The following is a 23,472-nucleotide window of genomic DNA, read 5'->3' as shown; positions in this document are numbered from 1 at the left end:
GGGACCGCGTTAGGGTCGACAGGACTCAGGCGATCGCCGGGGGGTACCGCACCCGCGACTGCCGATCCCCGACCGCACCACTCACCGAGACCGACTGTCCGACAGTCCTACGGAGGTCACCGCACCCGTGAGCACTACCGACCCGAACCTGGCGGGCTCGCCCCTGATGCGTGCCGCTGCCGGGGGGATGAACCTCAACGACTCGGTCTACGAGCGCTTGCTGCGCGAGCGCATCATCTTCCTGGGCAGCCAGGTCGACGACGTCATCGCCAACCAGTTGGCCGCCCAGATGCTGCTGCTGTCCGCCGAGGACCCCAAGCGCGACATCCACCTGTACATCAACTCGCCCGGTGGCTCCGTGAGCGCCGGCATGGCCATCTACGACACGATGCAGTTCATCGACTGCGACGTGGCCACCTACGGCATGGGTCTGGCCGCGTCGATGGGCCAGTTCCTGCTCACCGCCGGCACCGCGGGCAAGCGCTACGCCCTGCCACACGCTCGGATCATGATGCACCAGCCGTCGGCGGCGTCGGCGGCACGGCCGCCGACATCGCCATCCAGGCCGACCTGTTCCGCCGCACCAAGTCCGAGCTCAACGAACTGCAGGCGCAGCACACCGGTCAGAGCGTCGAGCAGATCGAGAAGGACTCCGACCGCGACCGCTGGTTCACGGCTCAGGAGGCCCTCGAGTACGGCATGGTCGACCACGTGGTCAGCCGCGCCACGATGACCGGTGCCGAGAACCCGGTCACGGACAACTGACGGTTCGGAGGAGAACCCCATGAGCTTCCAGATGCCCTCCAGCCGTTACGTGCTGCCCTCCTTCGTGGAGCGGACCAGCTACGGCATGAAGGAGTCCAACCCCTACAACAAGCTCTTCGAGGAGCGGATCATCTTCCTCGGGGTGCAGATCGACGACGCCTCGGCCAACGACGTCATGGCCCAGCTGATCACGCTGGAGTCAGCGGACCCCGACCGCGACATCACGATCTACATCAACTCGCCCGGCGGCTCCTTCACGTCGCTCATGGCGATCTACGACACGATGATGTTCGTCCGCCCGGACATCCAGACCGTGTGCATGGGCCAGGCCGCCTCGGCTGCCGCCGTCCTGCTGTCGGCCGGCACGCCGGGCAAGCGGCTGGCGCTGCCCTACTCGCGGGTGCTGATCCACCAGCCGTCGGGCGAGGCCGGTGGCCAGGTGTCGGACCTGGAGATCCACGCCGCCGAGATCCAGCGGGTGCGGTCCCAGATGGAGGAGATCCTGGCGCGGCACACCGGCCGCTCCGTGGACCAGGTCCGCGCCGACATCGACCGCGACAAGATCCTCACCGCTCCCGAGGCGAAGGAGTACGGCATCGTCGACGAGGTCATCCAGAGCCGGAAGCTCAACGCCCTTCCCGCTCGCTGACCCGGCCGGGTCGGGGACGCGCGCGGAGCGTCCCCGACCCGTAGCCTCAGGTCACGGGCACGCGGGGCAGAGGGCACCAGCGAGACAGATGTGGGACGGCCGGCCGGACCGGGTGAGTCATTGCCCGGCAGCGTCGGTGGCAGCGGTTACGGTCTGCGGACGCCCGATCCCCGGCCGGTGACGGCGGGTGGAGAGCCTCGCGGAATTCGCCCGGAAACATGAGGCCGAGCGCGGGCGCAGCAGTCAGAATCAAGGCGCGGGTCCTGACGTCAGGACCGGCTTTTCACAGGTGGAGGTCAGCAGGTGGCACGAATCGGTGAGAGCGGTGACCTGCTCAAGTGCTCCTTCTGCGGGAAGAGCCAGAAGCAGGTCAAGAAGCTCATCGCGGGCCCCGGGGTCTACATCTGCGACGAGTGCATCGACCTCTGCAACGAGATCATCGAAGAGGAGCTGTCGGAGTCCTCGGACCTGAAGTTCGACGAGCTGCCCAAGCCCAAGGAGATCCACGACTTCCTCGAGCAGTACGTCATCGGCCAGGACAAGGCCAAGCGCACGCTGTCGGTCGCGGTCTACAACCACTACAAGCGGATCCAGGCCGGTGGTGACCGCCGCGACGAGGGCGTCGAGCTGGCCAAGTCCAACATCCTGCTGATGGGCCCGACCGGGTGCGGCAAGACGCACCTGGCGCAGACCCTCGCCCGCATGCTGAACGTACCCTTCGCGATCGCCGACGCGACCGCCCTGACCGAGGCCGGCTACGTCGGTGAGGACGTCGAGAACATCCTCCTCAAGCTCATCCAGGCCGCCGACTACGACGTCAAGCGCGCCGAGACCGGCATCATCTACATCGACGAGGTCGACAAGATCGCCCGCAAGTCGGAGAACCCGTCGATCACCCGCGACGTCTCCGGTGAGGGCGTCCAGCAGGCGCTGCTGAAGATCCTCGAGGGGACGACGGCGTCGGTGCCCCCGCAGGGCGGTCGCAAGCACCCGCACCAGGAGTTCATCCAGATCGACACGACGAACGTGCTGTTCATCGTGGGCGGCGCCTTCGCCGGCCTGGAGAAGGTCATCGAGGCGCGCACCGGCAAGCAGGGCATCGGCTTCGGCGCCGAGATCCGCGGCAAGGCCGAGATCGCCGAGGCGAACGCGTTCGCCGAGGTCATGCCCGAGGACCTGCTGAAGTTCGGCATGATCCCCGAGTTCATCGGCCGCCTCCCGGTGATCACCAGCGTGCAGAAGCTGGACCGCGAGGCGCTGATCAACATCCTCACCGAGCCGAAGAACGCGCTGGTGCGCCAGTACCGCAAGCTCTTCGAGCTCGACGGGGTCGATCTGGAGTTCACCGACGACGCCCTCGAGGCGATCGCCGACCAGGCCATCCTCCGTGGCACCGGCGCCCGCGGGCTCCGCGCGATCATGGAGGAGGTGCTCCAGTCGGTGATGTACGACGTCCCGAGCCGCGACGACGTCGCCCAGGTGGTCATCACCAAGGAGGTCGTCCTCGAGCACGTGAACCCGACGATCGTGCCGCGCAAGCCCACCCGCGAGCGCCGCGAGAAGTCCGCCTGACCATCGCGTTTCGGCGGCCAACCGGTGGACCCATGTGGCCCAGAACGGCCGGCGGAACGAGTCAGCGGGGTCCACTGGTCGTCAGTCGCTGCCGGAGCACGGCGAGGATCTCGCGCCGGCAGCCCTCAGGATCGGCGACCAGCCTCGCGTAGCTGAACCTCAGCACGATCCAGCCTTCGCCGGCCAGCGCGGTGTCCCGTCGCAGATCGCGCTCACGGGCCTGCCGACTGCCGTGGAAGGCGGCGCCGTCGAGCTCGACCGCCACCCGCGCCTCCGGCCAGGCGGCGTCCAGCTCGACCCGTCGACCGTCGGCCAGGACGACGCGGTGCTGCTGCACGTACGGCGGGACCTCCGGTGGTCGGGGAAGAGCGTGCAGGACGCCCCAGATCTCGAGTTCGCTCTGGCAACCCGCCTCCACGAGCGCGAGCAGTCGCGACAGTTCCGCGCGACCTGGGTGCCGGCTCCGCCGCTGCGACTCCCGACGGATGACCGCTGGCCGCGCCTCCTTCGTCCGCACCGCTTCGATCAACGCCTGGCGGACGACCGGCTGTTCGGCGGAGCTGCGGACGTTCCGGGTCGGGGACTCCGCCCACACCCACGCCTCGACCAGGCTCCGAGCGGGTTCGGTGACCTCCAGTCCGCTGCGCCGGATCGTGACCAGGCGCTGCCGTGACCGGTGCACGACGACGTCGTCCGCGTCGCGCAGCCGGCGCGCTGGCGGGACGGTGACGTGCACGGGACCCGGGGTTTCGGGAGCCAGCCCCGCGGCGGTGAGCGCCGAGAGGTGACTGAGCACGCCGTCGGCGTAGAGCGTCGCGGCTCGGGCACGGACCAGCCATTCGGTCGCGCGCCGCGCGATCGCGACCACGCCCGGCGCCACGAGCAGGAGGTCGCCGCGGGCCAGCCACCGGCCGACGCTGCTGGAGCTCGTGATCCGGGCCAGCTGGCCTCGCGACGCCACCCCACCGGGCAACAGGTCGTCCAGTCGGTGCACGCGGAGAGACTGGCCGATCCGCGGCCGCCGCCGCTCACGTCCTGTGGACACGCGCGACGAGTGGACCCGGGCGCCTCAGACGGCGGGCGGGTCTGGGCCGCGGGGGTCCACCGGTTCTCGGATGCCGGGGGCTGGTGGCGGAACTAGCCTGGGCGCGTGGCGGACACGGACCTGCAGGACCTGGTGCGCCGGCGGCTGCTCGAACTGGACATCACCCCGGTCGAGGCGTCCCGCCGCTGCGGCTGGGTCGTCGCCCCCGAGACCATCGAGCGGCTCGCGCGCAGCGGAGGCCGAGGATTCATCAGCGAGGCGTTCGCGGGCAGCCTCGCCCAGGCCATCGACGTCCCCGAGAACCGGGTCCGGCGCGCCGCGGGGCTGCCGCAGATCCCCGACCAGCGGGAGAGCATCTCGACCGGGCCGCACCTCCGGCTGCTCCGCGGCAACGGCTGAGACCCCTACGCCTCCGCGACCGGCGCGAGCACGACGGCCACGCTGAGCGGGCCGCTCCCGGCGAGCACCTCCAGCGAGGCGATCCGCCCGGCGTCGACCAGGTCGGGGCGGATGGCCTCGACCGCCGCCACCCGCTCCTCCGGGGCGATGATCGTCGCGGACTGCACGTCGGCGCGCATCGACTGCTTGGCGTCCGACTTGGCCTTGCGCACGCCGGCCAGCGCCTCGGCCGCGGCGTCGACCAGCGCGGCGTCACCGTCGGCCGGCAGCTCGGAGGCAGCCGGCCACGCAGCCCGGTGCACCGAGCCGGACCGCCACCACGACCAGACCTCCTCGGTCACGAACGGCAGGACCGGCGCGAACAGGCGCAGCTGCACCGACAGCGCCAGGGCCAGGGCGGCGTGCGCCGACTCGGCGTCGGGACCGGCGCGGTAGGCCCGGGACTTCACCAGTTCCACGTAGTCGTCGCAGAACGACCAGAAGAACGACTCGGCCACCTCGAGCGCGCGGGTGTAGTTGAAGGCCTCCATGGCGGCGGTGGCCTCGTCGACCACCGACGCCAGCGCGGTCAGCAGCGCCCGGTCGATCGGCTCGGTGATCCGGTCGGCGGCGGTGGCGAGGTCGACCGACCCGGCGCCCAGGCCGAGCACGAACTTGCCGACGTTGAGGATCTTCATGGCCAGCCGCCGGCCGACCTTCATCTGCGCCTCGTCGAAGGGGGAGTCCGCGCCGGGACGCGCACCGGCGGCCCGCCAGCGGACCGCGTCGGTGCCGTACCGCTCGAGGACGTCGATCGGCGTCGTCGCGTTGCCCTTCGACTTCGACATCTTCTTGCGGTCGGGGTCGACGACGAAGCCGGAGATCGTGGCGTGCGACCACGGCACGGTGCCGTGCTCGAAGTGCGCCCGGACGACGGTCGAGAACAGCCAGGTGCGGATGATGTCGTGCGCCTGCGGCCGCTGGTCCATCGGGAAGACCGCCGCGAACAGCTCCGGGTCGGTGTCCCAGCCGGAGGCGACCTGCGGGGACAGCGACGACGTCGCCCAGGTGTCCATGACGTCGGGGTCGCCGACGAAGCCGCCGGGCTTGCCGCGCTGGTCCTCGGTGAACCCCTCGGGCACGTCCTCCGACGGATCGACCGGAAGCGCGGAGTCCGGCGCCAGGATCGGGTCGTCGTGGATCGGCTCGCCCGACTCGTCCAGCCGGTACCAGACCGGGAACGGGACGCCGAAGAACCGCTGCCGGCTGATCAGCCAGTCTCCGTTGAGCCCCTCGACCCAGTTCTCGTACCGGTGCCGCATGTGCTCGGGCACCCACTGGATCTCGCGGCCCCGGGCGATCAGCGCGTCGCGCAGGTCGGCGTCCCGGCCGCCGTTGCGGATGTACCACTGGCGCGTGGTGACGATCTCGAGCGGGCGCTCGCCCTTCTCGTAGAACTTCACCGGGTGGGTGATCGGCTTCGGCTCGCCGTCGAGGTGGCCGGACTCGCGGAGCAGCTCCACGATCCGCTGCTGGGCGCTGAAGACCGTCTTCCCGGCGAGCTCGTCGTAGGGGCGCGCAGGAACGCCCGGCGGCGGGTCGGCCAGGATCCGGCCGTCCCAGCCCACGATCGCCCGGGTCGGCAGCTGCAGCTCCCGCCACCAGGTGACGTCGTTGAGGTCGCCGAAGGTGCAGATCATCGCGATGCCCGAGCCCTTGTCCGGCTCTGCCAGGCGGTGGGCGACGACGGGGACCTCGACGTCGAACAGCGGCGTCCGCACGGTCTTGCCGAACAGCGGCTGGTACCGCTCGTCGTCGGGGTGGGCCACCAGCGCGACGCAGGCCGGGATCAGCTCCGGACGGGTGGTCTCGATGTAGACGACGCCCTCCCGGCTGGAGAACCCGATCCGGTGGTAGGCGCCGGGGCGCTCGCGGTCCTCGAGCTCGGCCTGGGCCACCGCGGTGCGGAAGGTGACGTCCCAGAGGGTCGGCGCCTCCTGGGCGTAGGCCTCACCGCGGGCCAGGTTGTGCAGGAACATCCGCTGGGCGGTGGCGCGGGAGGACTCGGAGATGGTCCGGTAGACGTTCGTCCAGTCCACCGACAGCCCGACCCGGCGCCACAGCTGCTCGAAGGCGCGCTCGTCCTCCTCCGTCAGCCGCATGCACAACTCGACGAAGTTGCGGCGGGAGACCGGCACCTGGTCCTTGCCCGGCTTGGCCGGCGGCTCGAACGACGGGTCGTAGTGCAGCGACGGGTCGCACCGGACGCCGTAGTAGTTCTGCACCCGGCGCTCGGTCGGCAGGCCGTTGTCGTCCCAGCCCATCGGGTAGTAGACGTGCTTGCCCCGCATGCGCTGGTAGCGGGCGACGATGTCGGTGTGGGTGTAGCTGAACACGTGCCCCACGTGCAGCGAGCCCGACGCGGTCGGCGGCGGGGTGTCGATCGAGTAGATGTCCTCGCGGGGGCCCTTCAGCGCGGCCGCCCGGTCGAAGGCGTACGTGTCGTCGGCCGCCCAGCGCTCGACCCACTTCTCCTCGAGCCCGTCGATCGACGACTTCTCGGGTACACCGGCGCCCGCTCCCAGGGCAGCAGTGGCCGGGGGCGCGATGTCGGAAGCCATGCCCCAATCCTAGAAAGGCCCGACAACGCGATTCCGCGCACGCCGGGGAACCGACCACAGGCGTTGTCCGTGGGGCAGTCGTGGACACCCTGCGCCTCCTGCTGAACGTCGTGTGGCTGGTCCTCCAGGGCTGGCTGCTGGCGCTGGCCTACGCCGCGGCCGGCGTGCTCGCCTGCCTGCTGGTCGTCACGATCCCGTTCGGCATCGCGTCGTTCCGTCTCGCCTCCTTCGTCCTGTGGCCCTTCGGCCGGACGACGGTGCGCGCGCCCGGCGCCGGAGCGGCGTCCGCGCTCGGCAACCTGGTGTGGTTCCTGATCGCCGGGTGGTGGCTGGCGCTCGTGCACGTCGTCGCGGGCATCGGTTTCTGCCTGACGATCGTCGGCATCCCCTTCGGCGTGGCCTCGTTCAAGCTCGCCGCGGTGGGGCTGTTCCCGCTCGGCAAGCGCGTGGTGCCGACGGACCCACCGCGCGACTGGATGCACGCCGGCAGCGGCGTCGTCCACGGCGTGCCCCGGGAGCGCGCGGTCGCCGCCTGACCGGCTGGCATCCTGGGACATGTGGACGGCAGTACCGGAGACATGGCCCGGGTCGAGAAGGAGCTGCTGGCCCGCTGGCCGGAGAGCCGCCTCGAGCCCTCGCTGACCCGCATCAACGCCCTGGTCGACCTGCTCGGGTCGCCGCACCGGGCGATGCCGGTCATCCAGGTCGCCGGCACGAACGGCAAGACGACGACCGCCCGGATGATCGACGAGCTGCTGCGTGGCTTCGGTCTGCGGGTGGGCCGGTTCACCAGCCCGCACCTGGAGTCGATCCGCGAGCGGATCGTCCTGGACGGCGAACCCGTCGGCGCCGCACGTTTCGTGGAGACCTACGACGACGTCGCGCCGTACGTGCAGATGGTCGACGCCGGCGGCGAGCACCCGATGAGCTTCTTCGAGGTCATGGTCGGCATGGCGTACGCGCTGTTCGCCGACGCGCCGGTCGACGTCGCGGTCGTCGAGGTCGGCATGGGCGGCACCTGGGATGCCACCAACGTGGCCGACGCGCGGGTCGCCGTGGTCACGCCGGTGGACCTCGACCACGCGGAGTACCTGGGCCCCGACGTCGCCACGATCGCGGGGGAGAAGGCGGGGATCATCAAGCACGACTCGATCGCCGTGCTGGCCCACCAGCAGCCCGGCGCGCTCGACGCGCTGGTGCGCCGGGCGGTGGAGGTCGAGGCCGTCGTCGCGCGGGAGGGCACCGAGTTCGGGCTGCTGGACCGGCGGATCGCCGTCGGCGGTCAGCAGATCCGGCTGCAGGGCCTGGGGGGCGAGTACGAGGAGATCTTCCTGCCGCTGTTCGGTGCCCACCAGGCGCAGAACGCGACGACCGCCCTGGCGGCCGTCGAGGCGTTCCTGGGTGCCGGTGCGGCGACCGGGCCGATCGAGCAGGAGACGGTGCGGGCGGCGTTCGCCGCCGTGCGGTCACCGGGTCGGCTGGAGCGGGTCCGCACCAGCCCCACGGTGCTGGTCGACGCCGCGCACAACCCCGCGGGCATGGCGGCGACCGTCGCCGCGATCAAGGAGTCCTTCGACTTCACCCGGCTGGTCGGCGTCGTCGGATGCGTCGCGGGCAAGGACGTCAGCGGCATGCTCGCCGCGCTCGAGGACGTCTGCGCCGAGCTCGTCGTCACCCAGAACAGCTCGCCGCGGGCCATGCCGGCCGACGAGCTGGGCGCGCTGGCGGTCGACGTCTTCGGCGCCGACCGGGTGAGCGTGTCGCCGCGGCTGCCCGAAGCCCTGACGGAGGCGATCGAGCTGGCCGAGGCCGGCCCCGACGACGCGCTCGGCGGATCCGGCGTGCTGGTCACCGGCAGCGTGATCACGGCAGGGGAAGCCCGCACGCTGATGAGCGGGCGCCGGTCGTGACCGCCCCCGATCCGGGCCGGGCGGCGCGGGCGCTGGGGGCGCGGCCGCGGGCATCCTGGTGCTCGAGGGCATCGCCACGCTGTTCGTCCCGCGGGGGATCGCGCAGACCGGCGACGGCCTGACCGGCGCCCGGCTGGCCGTCCTGCTGGTGCTGGCCGTCGTGCTGATCCTGGCGGCGGGTGTGCAGCAGCGGGCCCGCGGCGTCGTCATCGGCACGGTGCTCCAGGTGCCGCTGCTGCTGACCGGGCTGCTCAACAGCGTCATGTGGTTCGTGGCGGGTGCCTTCGTGCTGATCTGGCTCTACCTGCTGCAGGTGCGCAAGCAGCTGCTCGGCTCGCCGTTCGGTCCACCGGTGGACGCGCCCCCGGCCTGACCGGGGGTCATCGCAGCGGGACGACGGTGCCGCTCCTCGCCGACATCGGGCCGGTACCGGTGGCGTTGCGCGCGGTGACGGTGAACGTGTACCCCACGCCGGGCCGCAGGCCCCCGCGGTGAGGCGGGTGGTGCTCGCCGGGACCGTGACCGTCCGGCCGAGCGTGGAGCCGTAGTAGATCCGCACGACGTAGGCATTGATGGGCACCCCTGCGTCGGCCGGGGGTGCCCAGACCACGGTGGCGGAGGACCGGCCCGGTGCGTAGCCGGTGATGCGCGGCTGGGCGGGGAGTCCGGGCACCACGCGGGCGCTGTGCGCGGACGCCGGCCCGTATCCGGCGGCGTTCTGCGCGTACACGACGAAGGTGTACGCCACTCCGTTGGTCAGCCCGGTCACGGTCGCGCTGGTCGCCGTTCCGGCGGCCGGCACGGACGTCACCCAGGTGGCGCCCCGGTACACGCGGACCGAGTAGCCGGTGAGCGGTGCGCCGCCGTCACTGAGCGGCGCCGCCCACCTGACCACGGCGGACCCCGCGCCGGGCGAGGCCGCGCCGATCCGCGTCGCGCCGGGCACGGTCCGCGGCGTGGCCGTGAACTCCGCGACCGGTCCCGAGCCCTGGGCATTGGTCGCGGTCACGGAGAACCGGTGCGCCGTCCCGTTCGGCAGGCCCGTCACCAGGTAGCTCGTCGTGGCGGGCGACACCACCCGCGTCCCGAGCAGCGTCGCGCCGCGGTAGAGCCGCACCGTGTAGCTGGTGACAGGGGACCCGCCGTCGCTGGCCGGGGCGGACCACTTCACGCGGACGGCGGTGCTCCCGAGGTCCGGCGTCCCCATGACCGGTGCGGACGGGACGGTCAGCGGCGCTCCCGGCGTGACCGGGGCGCTGTGCGCCGAGGCGGTGCCCGGTCCGGCCGCGTTGTGCGCCGTCACGGTGAAGGTGTGCGGCTCCTGCTCGGCGAGGGGCAGCGCCAGGCTGGTCGCCGTGCCCGGCGCTCCGGCGGAGGTGACCTCCACGCCGTTCCGGTAGGCGCGCACCGTGTAGCCGCTGATCGCCGCGCCACCGTTGTCGGCCGGCGCGGTCCAGGCGACGACGACGGACAGCGGACCCGGGGTCGGCGTTCCGATGACCGGGGCACCGGGCGTGGTGCGGGGCGTGGCCGAGACCGTGTTGACCGTGCCCGAGCCCTGCGCGTTGCTGGCGGAGACCAGGAACGTGTGCGCCGTCCCGTTGGCGAGGCCGGTGACCGTCATGCTCCTGTCCGCGGCTCCCGCGGTGAGGGTCTGCAGCAGCGTCGACCCCTGGCGGACCAGCACCGTGTAGCCGGTGATCGGCGAGCCGCCGGTGTCGGCCGGCGGGTTCCCGCCCAGGACCACGGAGGCGTCGCCGGGCGTAACGGTGCCGACGACGGGCGTGCCCGGAACGCCGTAGGGCGTCGCCGAGACCGTGGCCACGGGGCTCTGCCCCTGGGCGTTGGCGGCGACGACGGTGAACGTGTACTCCGTGCCGTTCGTCAGGCCGGTGAACCGGATGCTCCGACCCGTGGCGTCGAAGGTGGCCGTCCCCCGCAGCGTGCCACCCGCGTAGAAGCGCACCGTGTACCCGGTGATCGGCGAGTAGCCGTCGTCCGACGGCGCACCCCAGGCGAGGTCCACCTGGCGCGAGGCCACCGCCGACGACAGCGCCGCGGGCGCACCGGGTGCGCTCACCACGACCGGCGGCAGGGAGACGGCGCCCGTGCTCTCGAGGCTGTTCGCCGCCCGGACGGCACGCGAGGCATCGACGACCCCGTGGCCGTACACGTCGTCGCGGCCCACGGCGCCGCGGTCGACGGCACCGGCCACGAGTGCCTGCTCCACCTGGTCCGGGGTCAGCCCCGGCGCGGCGCCTTCGACGAGCGCGGCGACACCGGCGACGTGCGGGGCGGCCATCGACGTGCCGCTCTTGACCGTGAAGCCGCCGGTGTGGGCGGCGGACAGGATCCGCACGCCCGGCGCGGCGAGGTCGACGGCGGAGCCGTAGTTGGAGAACGAGGCCTTGGCCTGCGCCTCGTCGACCGCCGACACGGCGATGACACCGGTCAGCCCGGCGGGGGAGTACAGGGCCGAGGAGTTGTCGTTGCCCGCGGCCGCGATCACGGTCACGCCGAGGGAGCGGGCGTGGGCGACGGCGGACTGCTCCACGGCCGAGTAGCCGGGGCCGCCGAGCGACATGTTGATGACGTCGGCGCCGTTGTCGGCCGCCCAGACGATGCCGGCGGCGATCCAGCTGTCCCAGCCGGGTCCGCTGTCGCCGAGCACCTTCACCGGCATCAGCTTCACGCCGTGGGCGACGCCCTCCATGTCGGAGCCGGCGTCGGCACCGATCGTGCCGGCGACGTGGGTGCCGTGCCCGTGCCGGTCGGTGGTGTCCAGGACGCCGCCCGGGCTGTCGGTGAAGTTGCGGCCCGGCACCAGCGCCGAGACCAGCTCCGGGTGGGGGGCCACACCGGTGTCCAGGACGGCGACGACGACGTCGGACAGCAAGTTGTCGACGTCGGCGCGGGCCGGCTCGGAGCGCACCATCGCGTTGCCGTACAGGTCAGCGGCACGGGCGGAGGTCGTGGGCAGGGCGAGCTGCGAGACGTTGGCGGCCTCGACGGACGGCTGCGCCTCGAGCAGCGCAGCGGCCGCGGCGGCCTCGGACCGGGAGCCGGCCTCGAGGGTGACGATCTCCGGACCGTCGGGTGTGGTGACGAAGGCGGATAGCGGCACGCCGTCGCCGCTGGTCGCGGCGGCCAGCCGCTGCGTCTCGGCCAGCGAGAGGTCGGCATCGAGGGCCGCGGGAATGCCGTCGAGGTCCTGCGACGTCGGCGACTCGGCCAGCGCGGGGGCGGCGGAGGAGACGCCGAGGACGACGCCGACCGCGCAGGCGACGACTCGCCAGCTCCTGGTGCTCACACAAGGTCATTCGGACGCAACGGTCCAGTTCTTGAGTCGCCTGAACGAGCGAGTCGATCTGGCCGTAGGCTGCCGCCCCGTGACCGAACGCACTCTCGTCCTCGTCAAGCCCGACGGCGTCGCCCGCGGCCTGGTCGGCGAGGTGATCACCCGCCTCGAGCGCAAGGGCCTCCGGCTGGTGGCCGCCGAGCTGCGCACGCTGACCGCCGATGTCGCGGAGACCCACTACGCCGAGCACCGGGAGCGCCCGTTCTTCGGCTCGCTCGTCGAGTTCATCACCAGCGGCCCGCTCGTCGCGCTGGTCGTCGAGGGCCCGCGGGCCATCGAGGCGTTCCGCGCGCTGGCCGGCGCCACCGACCCGGTCAAGGCCGCACCCGGCACGATCCGGGGCGACTTCGCCCTCGAGGTGCAGAACAACATCGTCCACGGTTCCGACTCGCCGGAGTCGGCCGCCCGCGAGATCGGCCTGTTCTTCCCCGACCTCGGCTGAGGCAGGACCCCGTGCCCAGCAGGTGGGTGGTCGCGGCCGGCGCCGCCCTCCTGCTGGTCCTCGCGGTCGTGGCCGCCCGGGGAGACGGGGGCGAGGAGGAGCGCATCCGGCATCTGCAGGCCCTGCTCCCGATCCCCGAGGGCGCGCCACCCGGATGGTTCTCGCTCGAGTTCGCCGACGGGTCCCTCGAGCTGATGGGTCCCACGGGGACGATCGAGACCATCGGCGAGGTCGCTCGCTTCTCCGGCGGGAAGCTGGAGCTGGGCCCCAACCCGCGGTGCGACCGGGCCACCAGCGGAGGGCTGTACGACGTCGACCGGGACGGCGGCACGGTCACGTTCGAGGCGGTCGGCCCGGACGGGTGCCCACCCCGCCAGCAGCTGCTGACCGCGGGACCGTGGACGACCTACACGCCCCCGCCCATGACCACCGACCTGCCGGCCGCCCGTCCGGCCGAGGTGGCGGCGACCGTTCCTCTTCCCGGGGCCGCGGACCTGGCGCTCGACGACGGCTCGGTGTGGGCCGCCCTCGTGGGGTCCACCGAGATCGCACGCATCGACCGGACCACCGACTCGGTCGCCGGCACCGTGGACGTCGGGTACACCGAGCAGGTCCCCGGCCTGGCCGCCGGGGACGGCGCCGTGTGGCTGACCAGCTGGCTGCGCAGCACCGTCACGCGCATCGACGCCGGCGCAGGGCGGGTCGCCGCGAGGATCCCGGTCGGCCGGAACCCCTCGGGCGGCCTCCTCGCGTCCGGCGACGACATGTGGGTGGCCAACGGGGGGGACGGCACGGTCAGCCGGATCGCCGCGGCCACCGGAAGGGTCACCCGGACCGTCGCGGTGGCCCAGGCGGGGATCGGCGTGCCGCAGGACGTCGTCGCCTTCGGCGGGCGCGTCCTGGTCAGCGTTCCGCAGGACGGGCAGATCGCGCAGATCGAGCCACCGACGGAGAAGGTCTCGTCGTTCTACACCGGCCGGGTGACCAGCCGGCTGGCGACGACCCCGGACGCGGTGTGGGCCGTCGAGGGAGGCAACGCCGGCTGGGTCACCCGGATCGGCGCCGACGGTGTCCCTGAGCTGCGGGTGGGCGTGGGGCAAGGGCGCCGTCCGCAGGTCCTCGCGGCGTCCGGGGAGGTGCTCTGGGTGGTCACGGTCGGCGGGGACTCCCCGGCGGCCGACGTGGAGCTGCTCCGGATCGACGCCGACACCGGGGAGGTCGTCCAGCGGTCGGCGGTCTGGCACCCGACACAGCGCCTCGAGATCGCGGTCGACGACACCGGGGACGTGTGGCTGACGACCGTGGACGCCGTCCTGCGCGTCGCCGCGACGGAGGTCGGGGCGGGGGGCTGATCCACGCAGCCGTCTACCCTGGACAGGTCATGACTGGTGAGACTGTCTACCCGCGCCTCGAGCCCCTGCTGGCCCAGATCCAGAAGCCGATCCAGTACGTCGGCGGTGAACTGAACTCGCAGGTGAAGCCCTGGGACGACGTCGCGGTCCACTGGGCGCTGATGTATCCCGACGCCTACGAGGTCGGGCTGCCCAACCAGGGGCTGATGATCCTCTACGAGGTGCTCAACGAGCGCCCGGACGCCCTGGCCGAGCGCACCTACGCCGTCTGGCCGGACCTCGCCGCCCTCATGCGCGAGCACGGCGTCCCGCAGTTCACCGTCGACGGTCACCGATCGGTCAGGGACTTCGACCTGCTCGGCGTCAGCTTCGCCACCGAGCTGGGCTACACCAATCTGCTCGAGGCCCTCGACCTCGCCGGGGTGCCGATCCACGCAGTGGATCGCGACGAGACCCACCCGGTCGTCGTCGCCGGCGGGCACGCGGCGTTCAACCCCGAGCCGGTCGCCGACTTCGTCGACTGCGCCGTCCTCGGTGACGGCGAGCAGGTCGTCGGCGACATCACCGACGTCGTCGCCGCCTGGAAGGACCAGGGCCGCCCGGTGGCCGGACCGAACTGCTGGCCCGCCTGGCCCGCGTCGAGGGCGTCTACGTCCCCGGCTTCTACGCGGTCACCTACGGGGCGGACGGCGCCATCGCCCAGGTGGTCCCGCTGCGGGACGACGTCCCGACGAAGATCGCCAAGCGCACGGTCATGGACCTCGACGAGTGGCCGTACCCGAAGACGCCGATCGTGCCGCTGGCCGAGAGCGTGCACGAGCGGATGAGCGTCGAGATCTTCCGCGGCTGCACGCGTGGCTGCCGCTTCTGCCAGGCCGGCATGATCACCCGCCCGGTGCGCGAGCGGACCATCACCGGCATCGGCTCGATGGTCGAGCAGGGGCTCAGGAGTACCGGCTACGAGGAGGTCGGTCTGCTCAGCCTCAGCTCCGCCGACCACTCCGAGATCGGGCAGCTGGCCAAGGAGCTCGCCGACCGCTACGAGGGCACCAACACCAGCCTGAGCCTGCCGTCGACCCGCGTGGACGCATTCAACGTCACGCTGGCCAACGAGCTGTCCCGCAACGGGCGGCGCAGCGGCCTGACCTTCGCCCCCGAGGGCGGCAGCGAGCGCATCCGGCGGGTGATCAACAAGACCGTGTCCAAGGAGGACCTGGTCCGCACCGTCACCACCGCCTACGCCAACGGCTGGCAGCAGGTGAAGCTCTACTTCATGTGCGGGCTGCCGACGGAGACCGACGAGGACGTGCTGGAGATCGCGGAGCTGGCGGTCGAGGTCATCAAGGCCGGCCGCGAGGCCAGCGGCCGCAAGGACATCCGCTGCACCGTCTCCATCGGTGGGTTCGTGCCCAAGCCGCACACCCCGTTCCAGTGGGCGGCCCAGGCCAGCGCCGAGACCATCGACCACCGGTTGAGGGTTCTCCGGCAGGCGATCAACGCCGACCGCCGCATCGGCCGGTCGATCGGCCTGCGCTACCACGACGGCAAGCCCGGCGTGATCGAGGGACTGCTCTCCCGCGGCGACCGGCGTGTCGGCCGGGTCATCGAGCGGGTCTGGCGCGACGGCGGCAGGTTCGACGGCTGGAGCGAGCACTTCTCCTACGACCGCTGGACGACAGCGGCTGCGGAGGAGCTCGCGACCTTCGGCGTCGACCTCGACTGGTTCACCACCCGGGAGCGCGGCGAGCACGAGGTCCTGCCCTGGGACCACCTTGACTCCGGGCTGGACAAGGAGTGGCTCTGGGAGGACTGGCAGGAGGCGCTCTCGGAGGAGGAGGTCGCCGACTGCCGGTGGACTCCCTGCTACGACTGCGGCGTCTGCCCCACCATGGGCACCGAGATCCAGATCGGTCCCACCGGGCGCAGCCTGCTGCCGCTGACCGTCGTCTGATGGACACCGTCTGATGGACACCGTCTGATGGCCCGCCAGCCCGACGGCCCCCCGCCGCCGCCGACCGTCCAGAAGCTGCGCATCCGCTACGCCAAGCGGGGACGGCTGCGGTTCGCCAGCCACCGCGACCTGGCGCGCACGCTGGAGCGGGCGCTGCGCCGCGCGCGGGTGCCGATGGCCTTCTCCGCCGGCTTCAGCCCGCACCCCAAGATCTCCTATCTCGGCGCCGCCCCGACCGGCGCGGCCAGTGAGGCCGAGTACGTCGAGATCGGCCTGTCCACCGCCTGCGATCCCGAGGCGGTGCGCGCCGCGCTGGACGCGGCGCTGCCGGCGGAGGTCGCGATCCTCGAGTGCGTGGAGGCGGGGGAGGGGACCGGTGCGCTGGCCGACCGGATCGACACCTCCGTGTGGCGGGTCGAGCTGCCCGGTGTGGCGTTGGCCGACCTGCAGGCCGCCGTGGCGGCGTTCCTGGCCAGCGACGTGGTGACCGTCGCGAAGCGGACGAAGAACGGTCTCAAGGACGTCGACGCGCGGGCCTCGGTCGCCAGCGCGTCGGCGGCCGAGGAGGCAGGTTGTGCCATACTGCACATGGTCGTCCGGCAGCTGACGCCCGCTGTACGACCTGACGACGTGTTGGCCGCCCTGGCTGCCGTCGCCGACCTGCACCCGCCGTTGCCCGCCAGGGCCGTGCGTGAGGCGCAGGGCCGGCTCGACGACACCGGGACCGTGGCCGATCCGCTCGGTCCGGACCGCGCGGCGCGCCTCCTCCAGGGGCACGCGGCGGGCTGACCGGCGGTCCCCGGGGCCGCGCGCCGTCGAGCGGCACGGCTGCCAGACGTGACGCACCCGACCGGCCCGCCCGGGCCCGGCCAACCCAGACCACCCGGAAAGACCGGCACGACCGCCAGACCAGCTCCACCGGCCACGGCCGCGGCAACCGCCGCGATGTGGCCGACCCACAGACTTCCGCAGGACGAGCCACACCCGCCGTACCCCGTGCGACGGCCCGTCCGGCCCAACCCGTGCTCCTGCGCGGCTGCCAGTCCTCGTGATCGGCGCCCGGGAGCGACAGAGGAGGCGAGCCCTCGTGGCCGACACCGACAGCACCACCAACGACACCACCGACGAGACGACGGAGGAGGACACCGGGACCGCGGTCACCGAGGTCCCCGCGGTCTCCGAGGACTCCTCCGTGCCGAACGACGCCGAAGCGGCCGAGCCGGCCGAGGACGAGCCGGAGCCGGAGCAGGAGCCGGAGCAGGAGCCGGAGCCGGAGCTGCCGCGGTTCGCCGCGCCGTTCAGCTCCCCGGAGCCGACGGCCGTCGTCGCCCGTCCCCGCCGCCGTGCCACCCGCACGGTCATCGCCGCCGACCCCGACTCGGTGGACGCGCCCGCGCCCGCACCGGCGGTCCCGGCGTTCATCAGCTTCGTCGCGCCGTCGGAGCCCGACGCCCCGCCGGCGCCGCGGCGCCGCAGCCGCCGCGCCGCGGCGTCCGCCGAGGACGTCGAGACGGACGAACCGACCGCCGAGACCGACGACGCCGACGAGCCGGCACCGCGCTCCCGCCGCAGCCGCTCGCGCCGCCGCCCGGTGGAGACGCCGGACGTCGAGGACGTCGACGAGCTGACCGACGAGGAGGCCGAGGACGCCGAGGACTCCGACGACACCGAGGACCGCGACGAGGGCACCACCGGCAGCCGACGCCGGCGCCGCGGCCGCCGCGGCCGGGGTCGGGGGCGCACCGGCGACGACAGCTCCGAGGACTCGGACGCCGACGACACCGAGGACTCCGACTCCGACGACGACGAGACCACCGCCGACGCCGACGCCGACTCGGATGCCGACTCCGACGACGCCGAGGGCGGCTCCAGCACCCGCCGCCGGCGCCGCCGTCGTCGTCGCGGCGGCAGCAGCGGTGGCGAGGGCTCGGCCGACGACGTCGACGACGACGACCGCCCCGAGCGGGCCGGCCGCAACGGACGCACGACCAGCGACGACGACGTCCGCGGGGTCACCGGGTCCACCCGCCTCGAGGCCAAGCGGCAGCGCCGCCGCGACGGACGGGACACCGGTCGTCGTCGGGCGCCGATCCTCACCGAGGCCGAGTTCCTGGCCCGGCGCGAGGCCGTCGACCGCAAGATGGTCATCCGGCAGAAGGGCGAGCGCACGCAGATCGCCGTCCTCGAGGACGACGTGCTCGTGGAGCACTACGTGACCCAGGCGTCGGCGACGTCCTTCGCGGGCAACGTCTACCTCGGCCGGGTGCAGAACGTGCTGCCCAGCATGGAGGCGGCGTTCGTCGACATCGGCAAGGGGCGCAACGCCGTCCTCTACGCCGGTGAGGTCAACTGGGACGCCGCCGGTCTGTCGGGCAAGCAGCGGTCCATCGAGACCGCGCTGAAGTCCGGCGACAAGGTGCTGGTGCAGGTCACCAAGGACCCGATCGGCCACAAGGGCGCGCGGCTGACCCAGCAGATCAACCTGCCCGGCCGCTTCCTGGTGTTCGTGCCCGGCGGCTCGATGACCGGCATCAGCCGCAAGCTGCCCGACACCGAGCGGCAGCGGCTCAAGGACATCCTGAAGAAGATCGTGCCCGAGGACGCCGGTGTGATCATCCGGACCGCGGCCGAGGGGGCTTCCGAGGAGGAGCTCACCCGCGACGTCAACCGGCTGACCGCGCAGTGGGACGTGATCCAGAAGAAGGCGGAGTCGACCAGCAACGCGCCGACACTGCTCTACGGCGAGCCGGATCTGGCGATCCGGGTCATCCGCGACGTCTTCAACGAGGACTTCAAGGAGCTCGTGGTGCAGGGCGACGACGCCTGGGACACCGTCGAGGCCTACGTCGCGCACGTCTCCCCGGAGCTGAGCGGGCGTCTTACCCGGTTCACCGGTGAGGGCGACGCCTTCCGCGACCTGCGCATCGACGAGCAGCTGGCCAAGGCGCTGGACCGCAAGGTGTGGCTGCCCTCGGGCGGCTCGCTGGTCATCGACCGCACCGAGGCCATGACCGTCGTGGACGTCAACACCGGCAAGTTCGTCGGCTCGGGCGGCAACCTGGAGCAGACGGTCACGCGCAACAACATGGAGGCGGCGGAGGAGATCGTCCGCCAGCTCCGGCTGCGGGACATCGGCGGCATCATCGTCATCGACTTCATCGACATGGTGCTCGAGAGCAACCGCGATCTCGTGCTGCGGCGGCTCACCGAGTGCCTGGGCCGCGACCGCACCAAGCACCAGGTCGCCGAGGTCACCTCGCTGGGCCTGGTCCAGATGACCCGCAAGCGGGTGGGCCAGGGTCTGCTGGAGGTCTTCTCGGAGCCCTGCGAGCACTGCCGCGGGCGGGGGATCATCGTCAGCACCGACCCGGTCGACGAGAAGCGCCGCGGAGGCAACGGCGGAGGCAACGGCGGAGGCAGCGGCGGTGGCGGGACCGGCAGCGGCCGCCGCGACCGGTCCAGCGGGTCCCGTGACGCCAAGGACAAGGACGGCGGCAGGGACGGCGGCAAGGACGCCGTCGACGCGGCGCCGGAGCAGCCCGACGTGCCCACCGAGACCGACGGCGACGCAGCAGAGGGCGGCCGTAGTAGCGGTCGGCGCAACCGCGGCCGGCGCAACCGCGGACAGGCGGGGGAGGAGCGCGCGGCCGAGGACGCCGCCGTGCTCACGGCTGCCGAGCCCGTCGTCGAGGAGACCGCGGAGACACCGGAGAGCGCCGAGACGACGGCCGAGGAGTCGGTGGCCGCGGTCCCCGCTCCGGTGGGAGCCGCTCCGGTGGAGCCGGTTCCGGTCTCACCAGCCGTGACGACGGTCGAGCCGGTCGTGGAGGAGGCCCCCGAGCCGGCCGCCGAGCCGGCCGTCGCCTCCGACGAGGCGCCGGCGACCGGGCGCCCGCGCCGTCGCCGGGCGGCCAGCCGTCCGGCGGGTCCGCCCGTCTCCTGAAGGAGGACCCCGCTGCCCCCACCACTCGCAGGCTCGTGGCGGGCCCCTGCAGCGGGGCCGGACGGTCGGGTACGCTGATCGGGTTGCACCGCCACCGCGCGGGCGCCTCCGGGTGCCGCGGGTCAGGCGTCCGCAGCCCGTCCAGCACCCGGCCATCGCTCCGGTCGTGCGCGTGAGGACACGAAGAAGCGAACGAGGAGTTCAGTGGTGTACGCAGTGGTGAAGGCTGGTGGCAGCCAGCACAAGGTGGCCGTGGGCGACACGCTCAGGATCAACCGCCTGGCGGGTGCGACCGGCGACACCGTCGCCCTCCCGGCCATCCTGCTGGTCGACGGCGACACCGTCACCAGCGACGCCGCCGCCCTGGCGAAGGTGACCGTGACCGGCGAGATCGTCGAGCACGGCAAGGGCCCGAAGATCAAGATCCACAAGTTCAAGAACAAGACCGGCTACCACAAGCGGCAGGGGCACCGTCAGCCCCTGACCAGCCTCGTGGTCACCGACATCAGCACAGACACCTCGAAGGGCTGAGGCCGACATGGCACACAAGAAGGGCGCCTCGTCGTCCCGTAACGGTCGCGACTCGAACTCCCAGCGCCTGGGCGTGAAGCGCTTCGGTGGCCAGGTCGTCAAGGCCGGCGAGATCATCGTGCGCCAGCGCGGCACCCACTTCCACCCGGGCCTGGGCGTCGGCCGCGGTGGCGACGACACGCTGTTCGCCCTCGAGGCCGGTGCGGTCACCTTCGGCACGCGGCGGGGACGCAAGACCGTCTCCATCACCGCTGTCGACGCCTGAACCACCCCTCAGTCACACGCCGTCGAGCGCACGGGCGATCGGGCCCGTGCGCTCGCGGCGCTTGGTAGGTAGAGCATGGCCGCTTTCGTCGATCGGGTAGTCGTGCACGTGGCAGCCGGCAACGGCGGGCACGGCGTCTCCTCGATCCACCGCGAGAAGTTCAAGCCCCTCGGCGGTCCCGACGGCGGCAACGGCGGCGACGGCGGGGACGTCGTCCTCGAGGTCGACCCGAACGTCCACACGCTCCTCGACTTCCACCACCGCCCGCACCAGAAGGCCGGCAACGGCCGCCCCGGCGAGGGCAGCAACCGGCACGGCGCCCGCGGCGAGGACAAGGTCCTGCGCGTGCCTGCCGGCACCGTCGTGAGCACCCCCGACGGCCGCCAGATCGCCGACCTCGTCGGCGCCGGCACGCGCGTCGTCCTCGCGAGGGGCGGCAAGGGCGGACTCGGCAACGCGGCGCTGGCCAACGCCCGCCGCAAGGCCCCCGGCTTCGCGCTGCTCGGCGAGGAGGGCGAGGCCTTCGACGCGGTCATCGAGCTGAAGAGCATCGCCGACGTCGGCCTGGTCGGCTTCCCGTCGGCGGGCAAGTCGTCGCTCGTCGCCGCCATGTCCGCGGCCCGGCCGAAGATCGCCGACTACCCGTTCACCACGCTCGTGCCGAACCTGGGCGTGATCCGCTCGGGCGACACGGTCTACACGATGGCCGACGTCCCGGGGCTCATTCCCGGCGCGTCCACCGGCAAGGGCCTGGGTGTGCAGTTCCTCCGGCACGTCGAGCGCTGCGCCGTCCTGGTGCACGTCGTCGACATGGCCACCATGGAGCCCGGCCGCGACCCCGAAACCGACATCGACGCGCTCGAGCACGAGCTCGCCGAGTACGGCGGGGACGAGCTCGACCTGGTCGGGCGACTGCGGATCGCCGTCCTCAACAAGATCGACGTGCCGGACGCGCGGGAGCTGGTGGACCTCGTCCGCGACAGCCTCGAGAAGCGCGGCTTGGCGGTGTACGCGGTGAGCGCGGCGACCGGCGAGGGGCTGGCCGAGTTCGGCTACGCGCTCGCCGCGGCGGTCGAGGAGCACCGGGCGAGCCTGCCCCCGATGGAGCCCGCGCGGATCACCGTCACGCCGAAGGCCGTCGACGACTCGGGCTTCACGGTCGAGCGCGACCCGGAGGATCCAGCCGCTTTCGTCGTCCGCGGCGTGCGGCCCGAGCGCTGGGTGCGGCAGACGGACTTCACCAACGACGAGGCCGTCGGCTTCCTCGCCGACCGGCTCAACCGGCTGGGCGTCGAGGAGGAGCTGGCCAAGGCCGGTGCGGTGGAGGGCGACGCCGTCACGATCGGCGGGGTCACCTTCGACTGGGTCCCGACGCTGCCCGCCGGAACGCTCACCGTCGAGGAGTCGGCGGGTCTCGGCGGCCGCGGCACCGATGCGCGCGTCGACGCGCCGCACCGGGTGCGCGCCGAGGAGCGGCTGGCGGCCAAGCGGGCTCGCCGGGTGCCCTACGAGCTCAGCGAGGACACCTGGACCGACGGCGACATCCCGGACGACCGGACGTGACGCGGCCGGAGCTCGCCGGCGCGCGGCGGGTGGTCGTGAAGGTGGGCTCGTCGTCCCTCACCACGCTGCCGGGGGGCTGGACGCCGGCCGCCTGGCAGCGCTGGTCGACGTCCTCGGAGCGGTGCGGGCCTCCGGCCGGGAGGTCGTCCTGGTGTCCTCGGGCGCGATCGCCGCGGGGCTCGCGCCGCTGGGCATCGGTGGCCGCCCGCGGGACCTCGCGACGGCCCAGGCCGCGGCCAGCGTCGGCCAGCTCCGGCTGGTGCAGACCTACGCCGACGCCTTCGCCCGGCACCGGATCACCGTCGGGCAGGTGCTGCTCACCGCCGACGACCTGACCCGGCGCAGCCACTACCGCAACGCGCACCGGACCGTGGAGCGCCTCCTCGCCCTGGGCGCGCTGCCGATCGTCAACGAGAACGACACGGTCGCGACCGAGGAGATCCGGTTCGGCGACAACGACCGGCTCGCCGCCCTGGTCGCGCACGTGGCGCAGGCCGACGCCCTGGTGCTGCTCTCGGACGTCGACGGCCTCTACGACGGCGATCCACGGGTCGGCCCCGCGCAGCTGATCGACACGGTCACCGGCCCGGATGACCTCGCCGCGGTCACCCTCGGCACCGCCAAGCGCAACGGCGTCGGCACCGGCGGCATGGCGACCAAGGTCGAGGCCGCGTTGATCGCCGCCCAGGCGGGCGTGCCGGTCGTCGTGACCTCGACCGCCCAGGCCGCGGCCGCCCTGGCGGGGAGCGGGTGGGCACCCTCTTCCCGGCGACCGGTCGGCGTCCCGGCGCGCGTCAGTTCTGGCTGCGCTACGCCAGCCGGCCACGCGGCCGGCTGCTCCTCGACGAGGGCGCCGTCCGCGCCGTCCTGGAGCGGCACGCCTCGCTGCTGGCGGCGGGCATCACCGGGCTCGCCGGTGACTTCCTCGCCGACGACCCGGTGGAGCTGGTCGGGCCGGACGGCGCCGTGGTCGCCCGCGGTCTGGTCGCCTACGACGCCCGCGAGATGCCCGGGCTGCTCGGTCGCAAGACCGCCGACCTGCCGCCGGAGCACCGGCGGGAGGTCGTGCACCGCGACGAGATGGTGCTGGTCGGCCGCTGACTCGTACGGCGGGAGGGCCGGTCGAG

17 protein-coding genes and 4 pseudogenes are annotated in these 23,472 nt (G+C 72.8%); 18 read left to right on the top strand and 3 right to left on the bottom strand.

All coding sequences use genetic code 11. From position 1 onward, the window contains the following. The first annotated feature begins 166 nt into the window (after nt 1–166). The 3 genes and pseudogenes from MVA48_RS08410 to clpX all read left to right on the top strand — a co-directional run bounded on the left by MVA48_RS08410 (nt 167) and on the right by clpX (nt 2,986). A pseudogene (locus MVA48_RS08410) lies at nt 167–765 on the top strand (ATP-dependent Clp protease proteolytic subunit). A 19-nt stretch (nt 766–784) separates the two neighbouring features. Beyond that, nucleotides 785–1,414 carry an ATP-dependent Clp protease proteolytic subunit gene (locus MVA48_RS08405; RefSeq protein ID WP_246987787.1) on the top strand — a complete coding sequence of 210 codons (630 nt, stop codon included), beginning with the start codon at nt 785–787 and terminating at the stop codon, nt 1,412–1,414. Between the two features lie 303 nt (nt 1,415–1,717). Next, the gene (gene clpX / locus MVA48_RS08400) at nt 1,718–2,986 is read left to right on the top strand and encodes an ATP-dependent Clp protease ATP-binding subunit ClpX (protein WP_246987785.1); all 1,269 of its coding nucleotides are present in this window, start codon (nt 1,718–1,720) and stop codon (nt 2,984–2,986) included. Nucleotides 2,987–3,047: 61 nt separating this feature from the next. Here the strand turns inward: clpX and MVA48_RS08395 are convergent, their stop codons facing one another. Beyond that, nucleotides 3,048–3,980, bottom strand: coding sequence for a DUF559 domain-containing protein (locus MVA48_RS08395; protein ID WP_246987783.1), 933 nt, complete (start codon nt 3,978–3,980; stop codon nt 3,048–3,050). A gap of 156 nt (nt 3,981–4,136) precedes the next feature. Between MVA48_RS08395 and MVA48_RS08390 the strand changes: the two genes are divergently transcribed. Further along, the gene (locus tag MVA48_RS08390; protein WP_246987781.1) at nt 4,137–4,430 is read left to right on the top strand and encodes a hypothetical protein; all 294 of its coding nucleotides are present in this window, start codon (nt 4,137–4,139) and stop codon (nt 4,428–4,430) included. Nucleotides 4,431–4,435: 5 nt separating this feature from the next. Here MVA48_RS08390 and valS read toward each other — a convergent pair whose 3' ends face one another. Then, on the bottom strand, nt 4,436–7,030 hold the full coding sequence (gene valS / locus MVA48_RS08385; protein WP_246987779.1) for a valine--tRNA ligase: 2,595 nt from the start codon (nt 7,028–7,030) through the stop codon (nt 4,436–4,438). Nucleotides 7,031–7,110: 80 nt separating this feature from the next. Here valS and MVA48_RS08380 point away from each other — a divergent pair, with 80 nt between their 5' ends. From MVA48_RS08380 to MVA48_RS08370, 3 genes are read left to right on the top strand one after another with little or no spacing between them, the layout of a single operon-like run. Then, nucleotides 7,111–7,566: a YccF domain-containing protein gene (locus MVA48_RS08380; RefSeq protein WP_246987777.1), complete on the top strand. Its 456-nt coding sequence runs from the start codon at nt 7,111–7,113 to the stop codon at nt 7,564–7,566. A 21-nt stretch (nt 7,567–7,587) separates the two neighbouring features. Continuing rightward, nucleotides 7,588–8,940, top strand: a complete 1,353-nt coding sequence (locus MVA48_RS08375) for a bifunctional folylpolyglutamate synthase/dihydrofolate synthase (protein ID WP_246987775.1) — start codon at nt 7,588–7,590, stop codon at nt 8,938–8,940. Nucleotides 8,941–8,998: 58 nt separating this feature from the next. Then, nucleotides 8,999–9,313 (top strand): DUF4233 domain-containing protein, encoded by a 315-nt coding sequence (locus MVA48_RS08370; RefSeq protein ID WP_246989127.1) that lies wholly within the window; start codon nt 8,999–9,001, stop codon nt 9,311–9,313. Between the two features lie 321 nt (nt 9,314–9,634). On the opposite strand, the pseudogene MVA48_RS08365 reads toward MVA48_RS08370, so the two are convergent. Continuing rightward, nucleotides 9,635–11,875, bottom strand: a pseudogene (locus tag MVA48_RS08365) (S8 family serine peptidase); the annotation flags it as partial. 454 nt (nt 11,876–12,329) lie between these two features. On the opposite strand from MVA48_RS08365, the gene ndk reads away from it, so the two are divergent. The 11 genes and pseudogenes from ndk to MVA48_RS08310 all read left to right on the top strand — a co-directional run bounded on the left by ndk (nt 12,330) and on the right by MVA48_RS08310 (nt 23,446). Then, complete coding sequence (gene ndk / locus MVA48_RS08360; protein ID WP_246987773.1) at nt 12,330–12,740, top strand: nucleoside-diphosphate kinase; 411 nt, start codon at nt 12,330–12,332, stop codon at nt 12,738–12,740. A gap of 11 nt (nt 12,741–12,751) precedes the next feature. Then, complete coding sequence (locus MVA48_RS08355) at nt 12,752–14,092, top strand: hypothetical protein (RefSeq protein WP_246987771.1); 1,341 nt, start codon at nt 12,752–12,754, stop codon at nt 14,090–14,092. Nucleotides 14,093–14,121: 29 nt separating this feature from the next. Further along, nucleotides 14,122–14,631, top strand: a pseudogene (locus MVA48_RS08350) (TIGR03960 family B12-binding radical SAM protein); the annotation flags it as partial. A 41-nt stretch (nt 14,632–14,672) separates the two neighbouring features. Beyond that, a complete protein-coding gene (locus MVA48_RS08345) occupies nt 14,673–16,043 on the top strand; it encodes a TIGR03960 family B12-binding radical SAM protein (protein ID WP_371821231.1) in 1,371 nt (456 codons plus the stop codon). 27 nt (nt 16,044–16,070) lie between these two features. After that, the gene (locus MVA48_RS08340) at nt 16,071–16,832 is read left to right on the top strand and encodes a TIGR03936 family radical SAM-associated protein (protein WP_246987769.1); all 762 of its coding nucleotides are present in this window, start codon (nt 16,071–16,073) and stop codon (nt 16,830–16,832) included. A 298-nt stretch (nt 16,833–17,130) separates the two neighbouring features. After that, entirely contained in the window at nt 17,131–19,986 is a 2,856-nt protein-coding gene (locus MVA48_RS08335; RefSeq protein ID WP_246987767.1) for an Rne/Rng family ribonuclease, read from the top strand. A 207-nt stretch (nt 19,987–20,193) separates the two neighbouring features. Then, complete coding sequence (rplU, locus tag MVA48_RS08330) at nt 20,194–20,517, top strand: 50S ribosomal protein L21 (protein ID WP_246987765.1); 324 nt, start codon at nt 20,194–20,196, stop codon at nt 20,515–20,517. 7 nt (nt 20,518–20,524) lie between these two features. Further along, nucleotides 20,525–20,782, top strand: coding sequence for a 50S ribosomal protein L27 (gene rpmA / locus MVA48_RS08325; RefSeq protein WP_246987763.1), 258 nt, complete (start codon nt 20,525–20,527; stop codon nt 20,780–20,782). Nucleotides 20,783–20,857: 75 nt separating this feature from the next. Next, nucleotides 20,858–22,345 carry a GTPase ObgE gene (obgE, locus tag MVA48_RS08320; RefSeq protein ID WP_256461138.1) on the top strand — a complete coding sequence of 496 codons (1,488 nt, stop codon included), beginning with the start codon at nt 20,858–20,860 and terminating at the stop codon, nt 22,343–22,345. Between the two features lie 121 nt (nt 22,346–22,466). Further along, nucleotides 22,467–23,012: pseudogene (proB, locus tag MVA48_RS08315) on the top strand (glutamate 5-kinase); the annotation flags it as partial. A gap of 83 nt (nt 23,013–23,095) precedes the next feature. Continuing rightward, nucleotides 23,096–23,446 (top strand): PUA domain-containing protein, encoded by a 351-nt coding sequence (locus MVA48_RS08310; RefSeq protein WP_246989124.1) that lies wholly within the window; start codon nt 23,096–23,098, stop codon nt 23,444–23,446. Nucleotides 23,447–23,472 lie beyond the last annotated feature (26 nt).

Origin of the sequence: Blastococcus sp. PRF04-17, assembly GCF_023016265.1 — a bacterium.
Lineage (GTDB): Bacteria > Actinomycetota > Actinomycetes > Mycobacteriales > Geodermatophilaceae > Blastococcus_B.
This window is presented reverse-complemented; position numbering and strand designations above follow the sequence as displayed.

What these genes read in the sequence shown, in the direction of transcription:
- rpmA (WP_246987763.1), top strand. Translation starts at nt 20,525, where the DNA reads ATGGCACACAAGAAGGGCGCCTCGTCGTCCCGTAACGGTCGCGACTCG.
- obgE (WP_256461138.1), top strand. Translation starts at nt 20,858, where the DNA reads ATGGCCGCTTTCGTCGATCGGGTAGTCGTGCACGTGGCAGCCGGCAAC.
- MVA48_RS08405 (WP_246987787.1), top strand. Translation starts at nt 785, where the DNA reads ATGAGCTTCCAGATGCCCTCCAGCCGTTACGTGCTGCCCTCCTTCGTG.
- valS (WP_246987779.1), bottom strand. Translation starts at nt 7,030, where the DNA reads ATGGCTTCCGACATCGCGCCCCCGGCCACTGCTGCCCTGGGAGCGGGC.
- MVA48_RS08340 (WP_246987769.1), top strand. Translation starts at nt 16,071, where the DNA reads ATGGCCCGCCAGCCCGACGGCCCCCCGCCGCCGCCGACCGTCCAGAAG.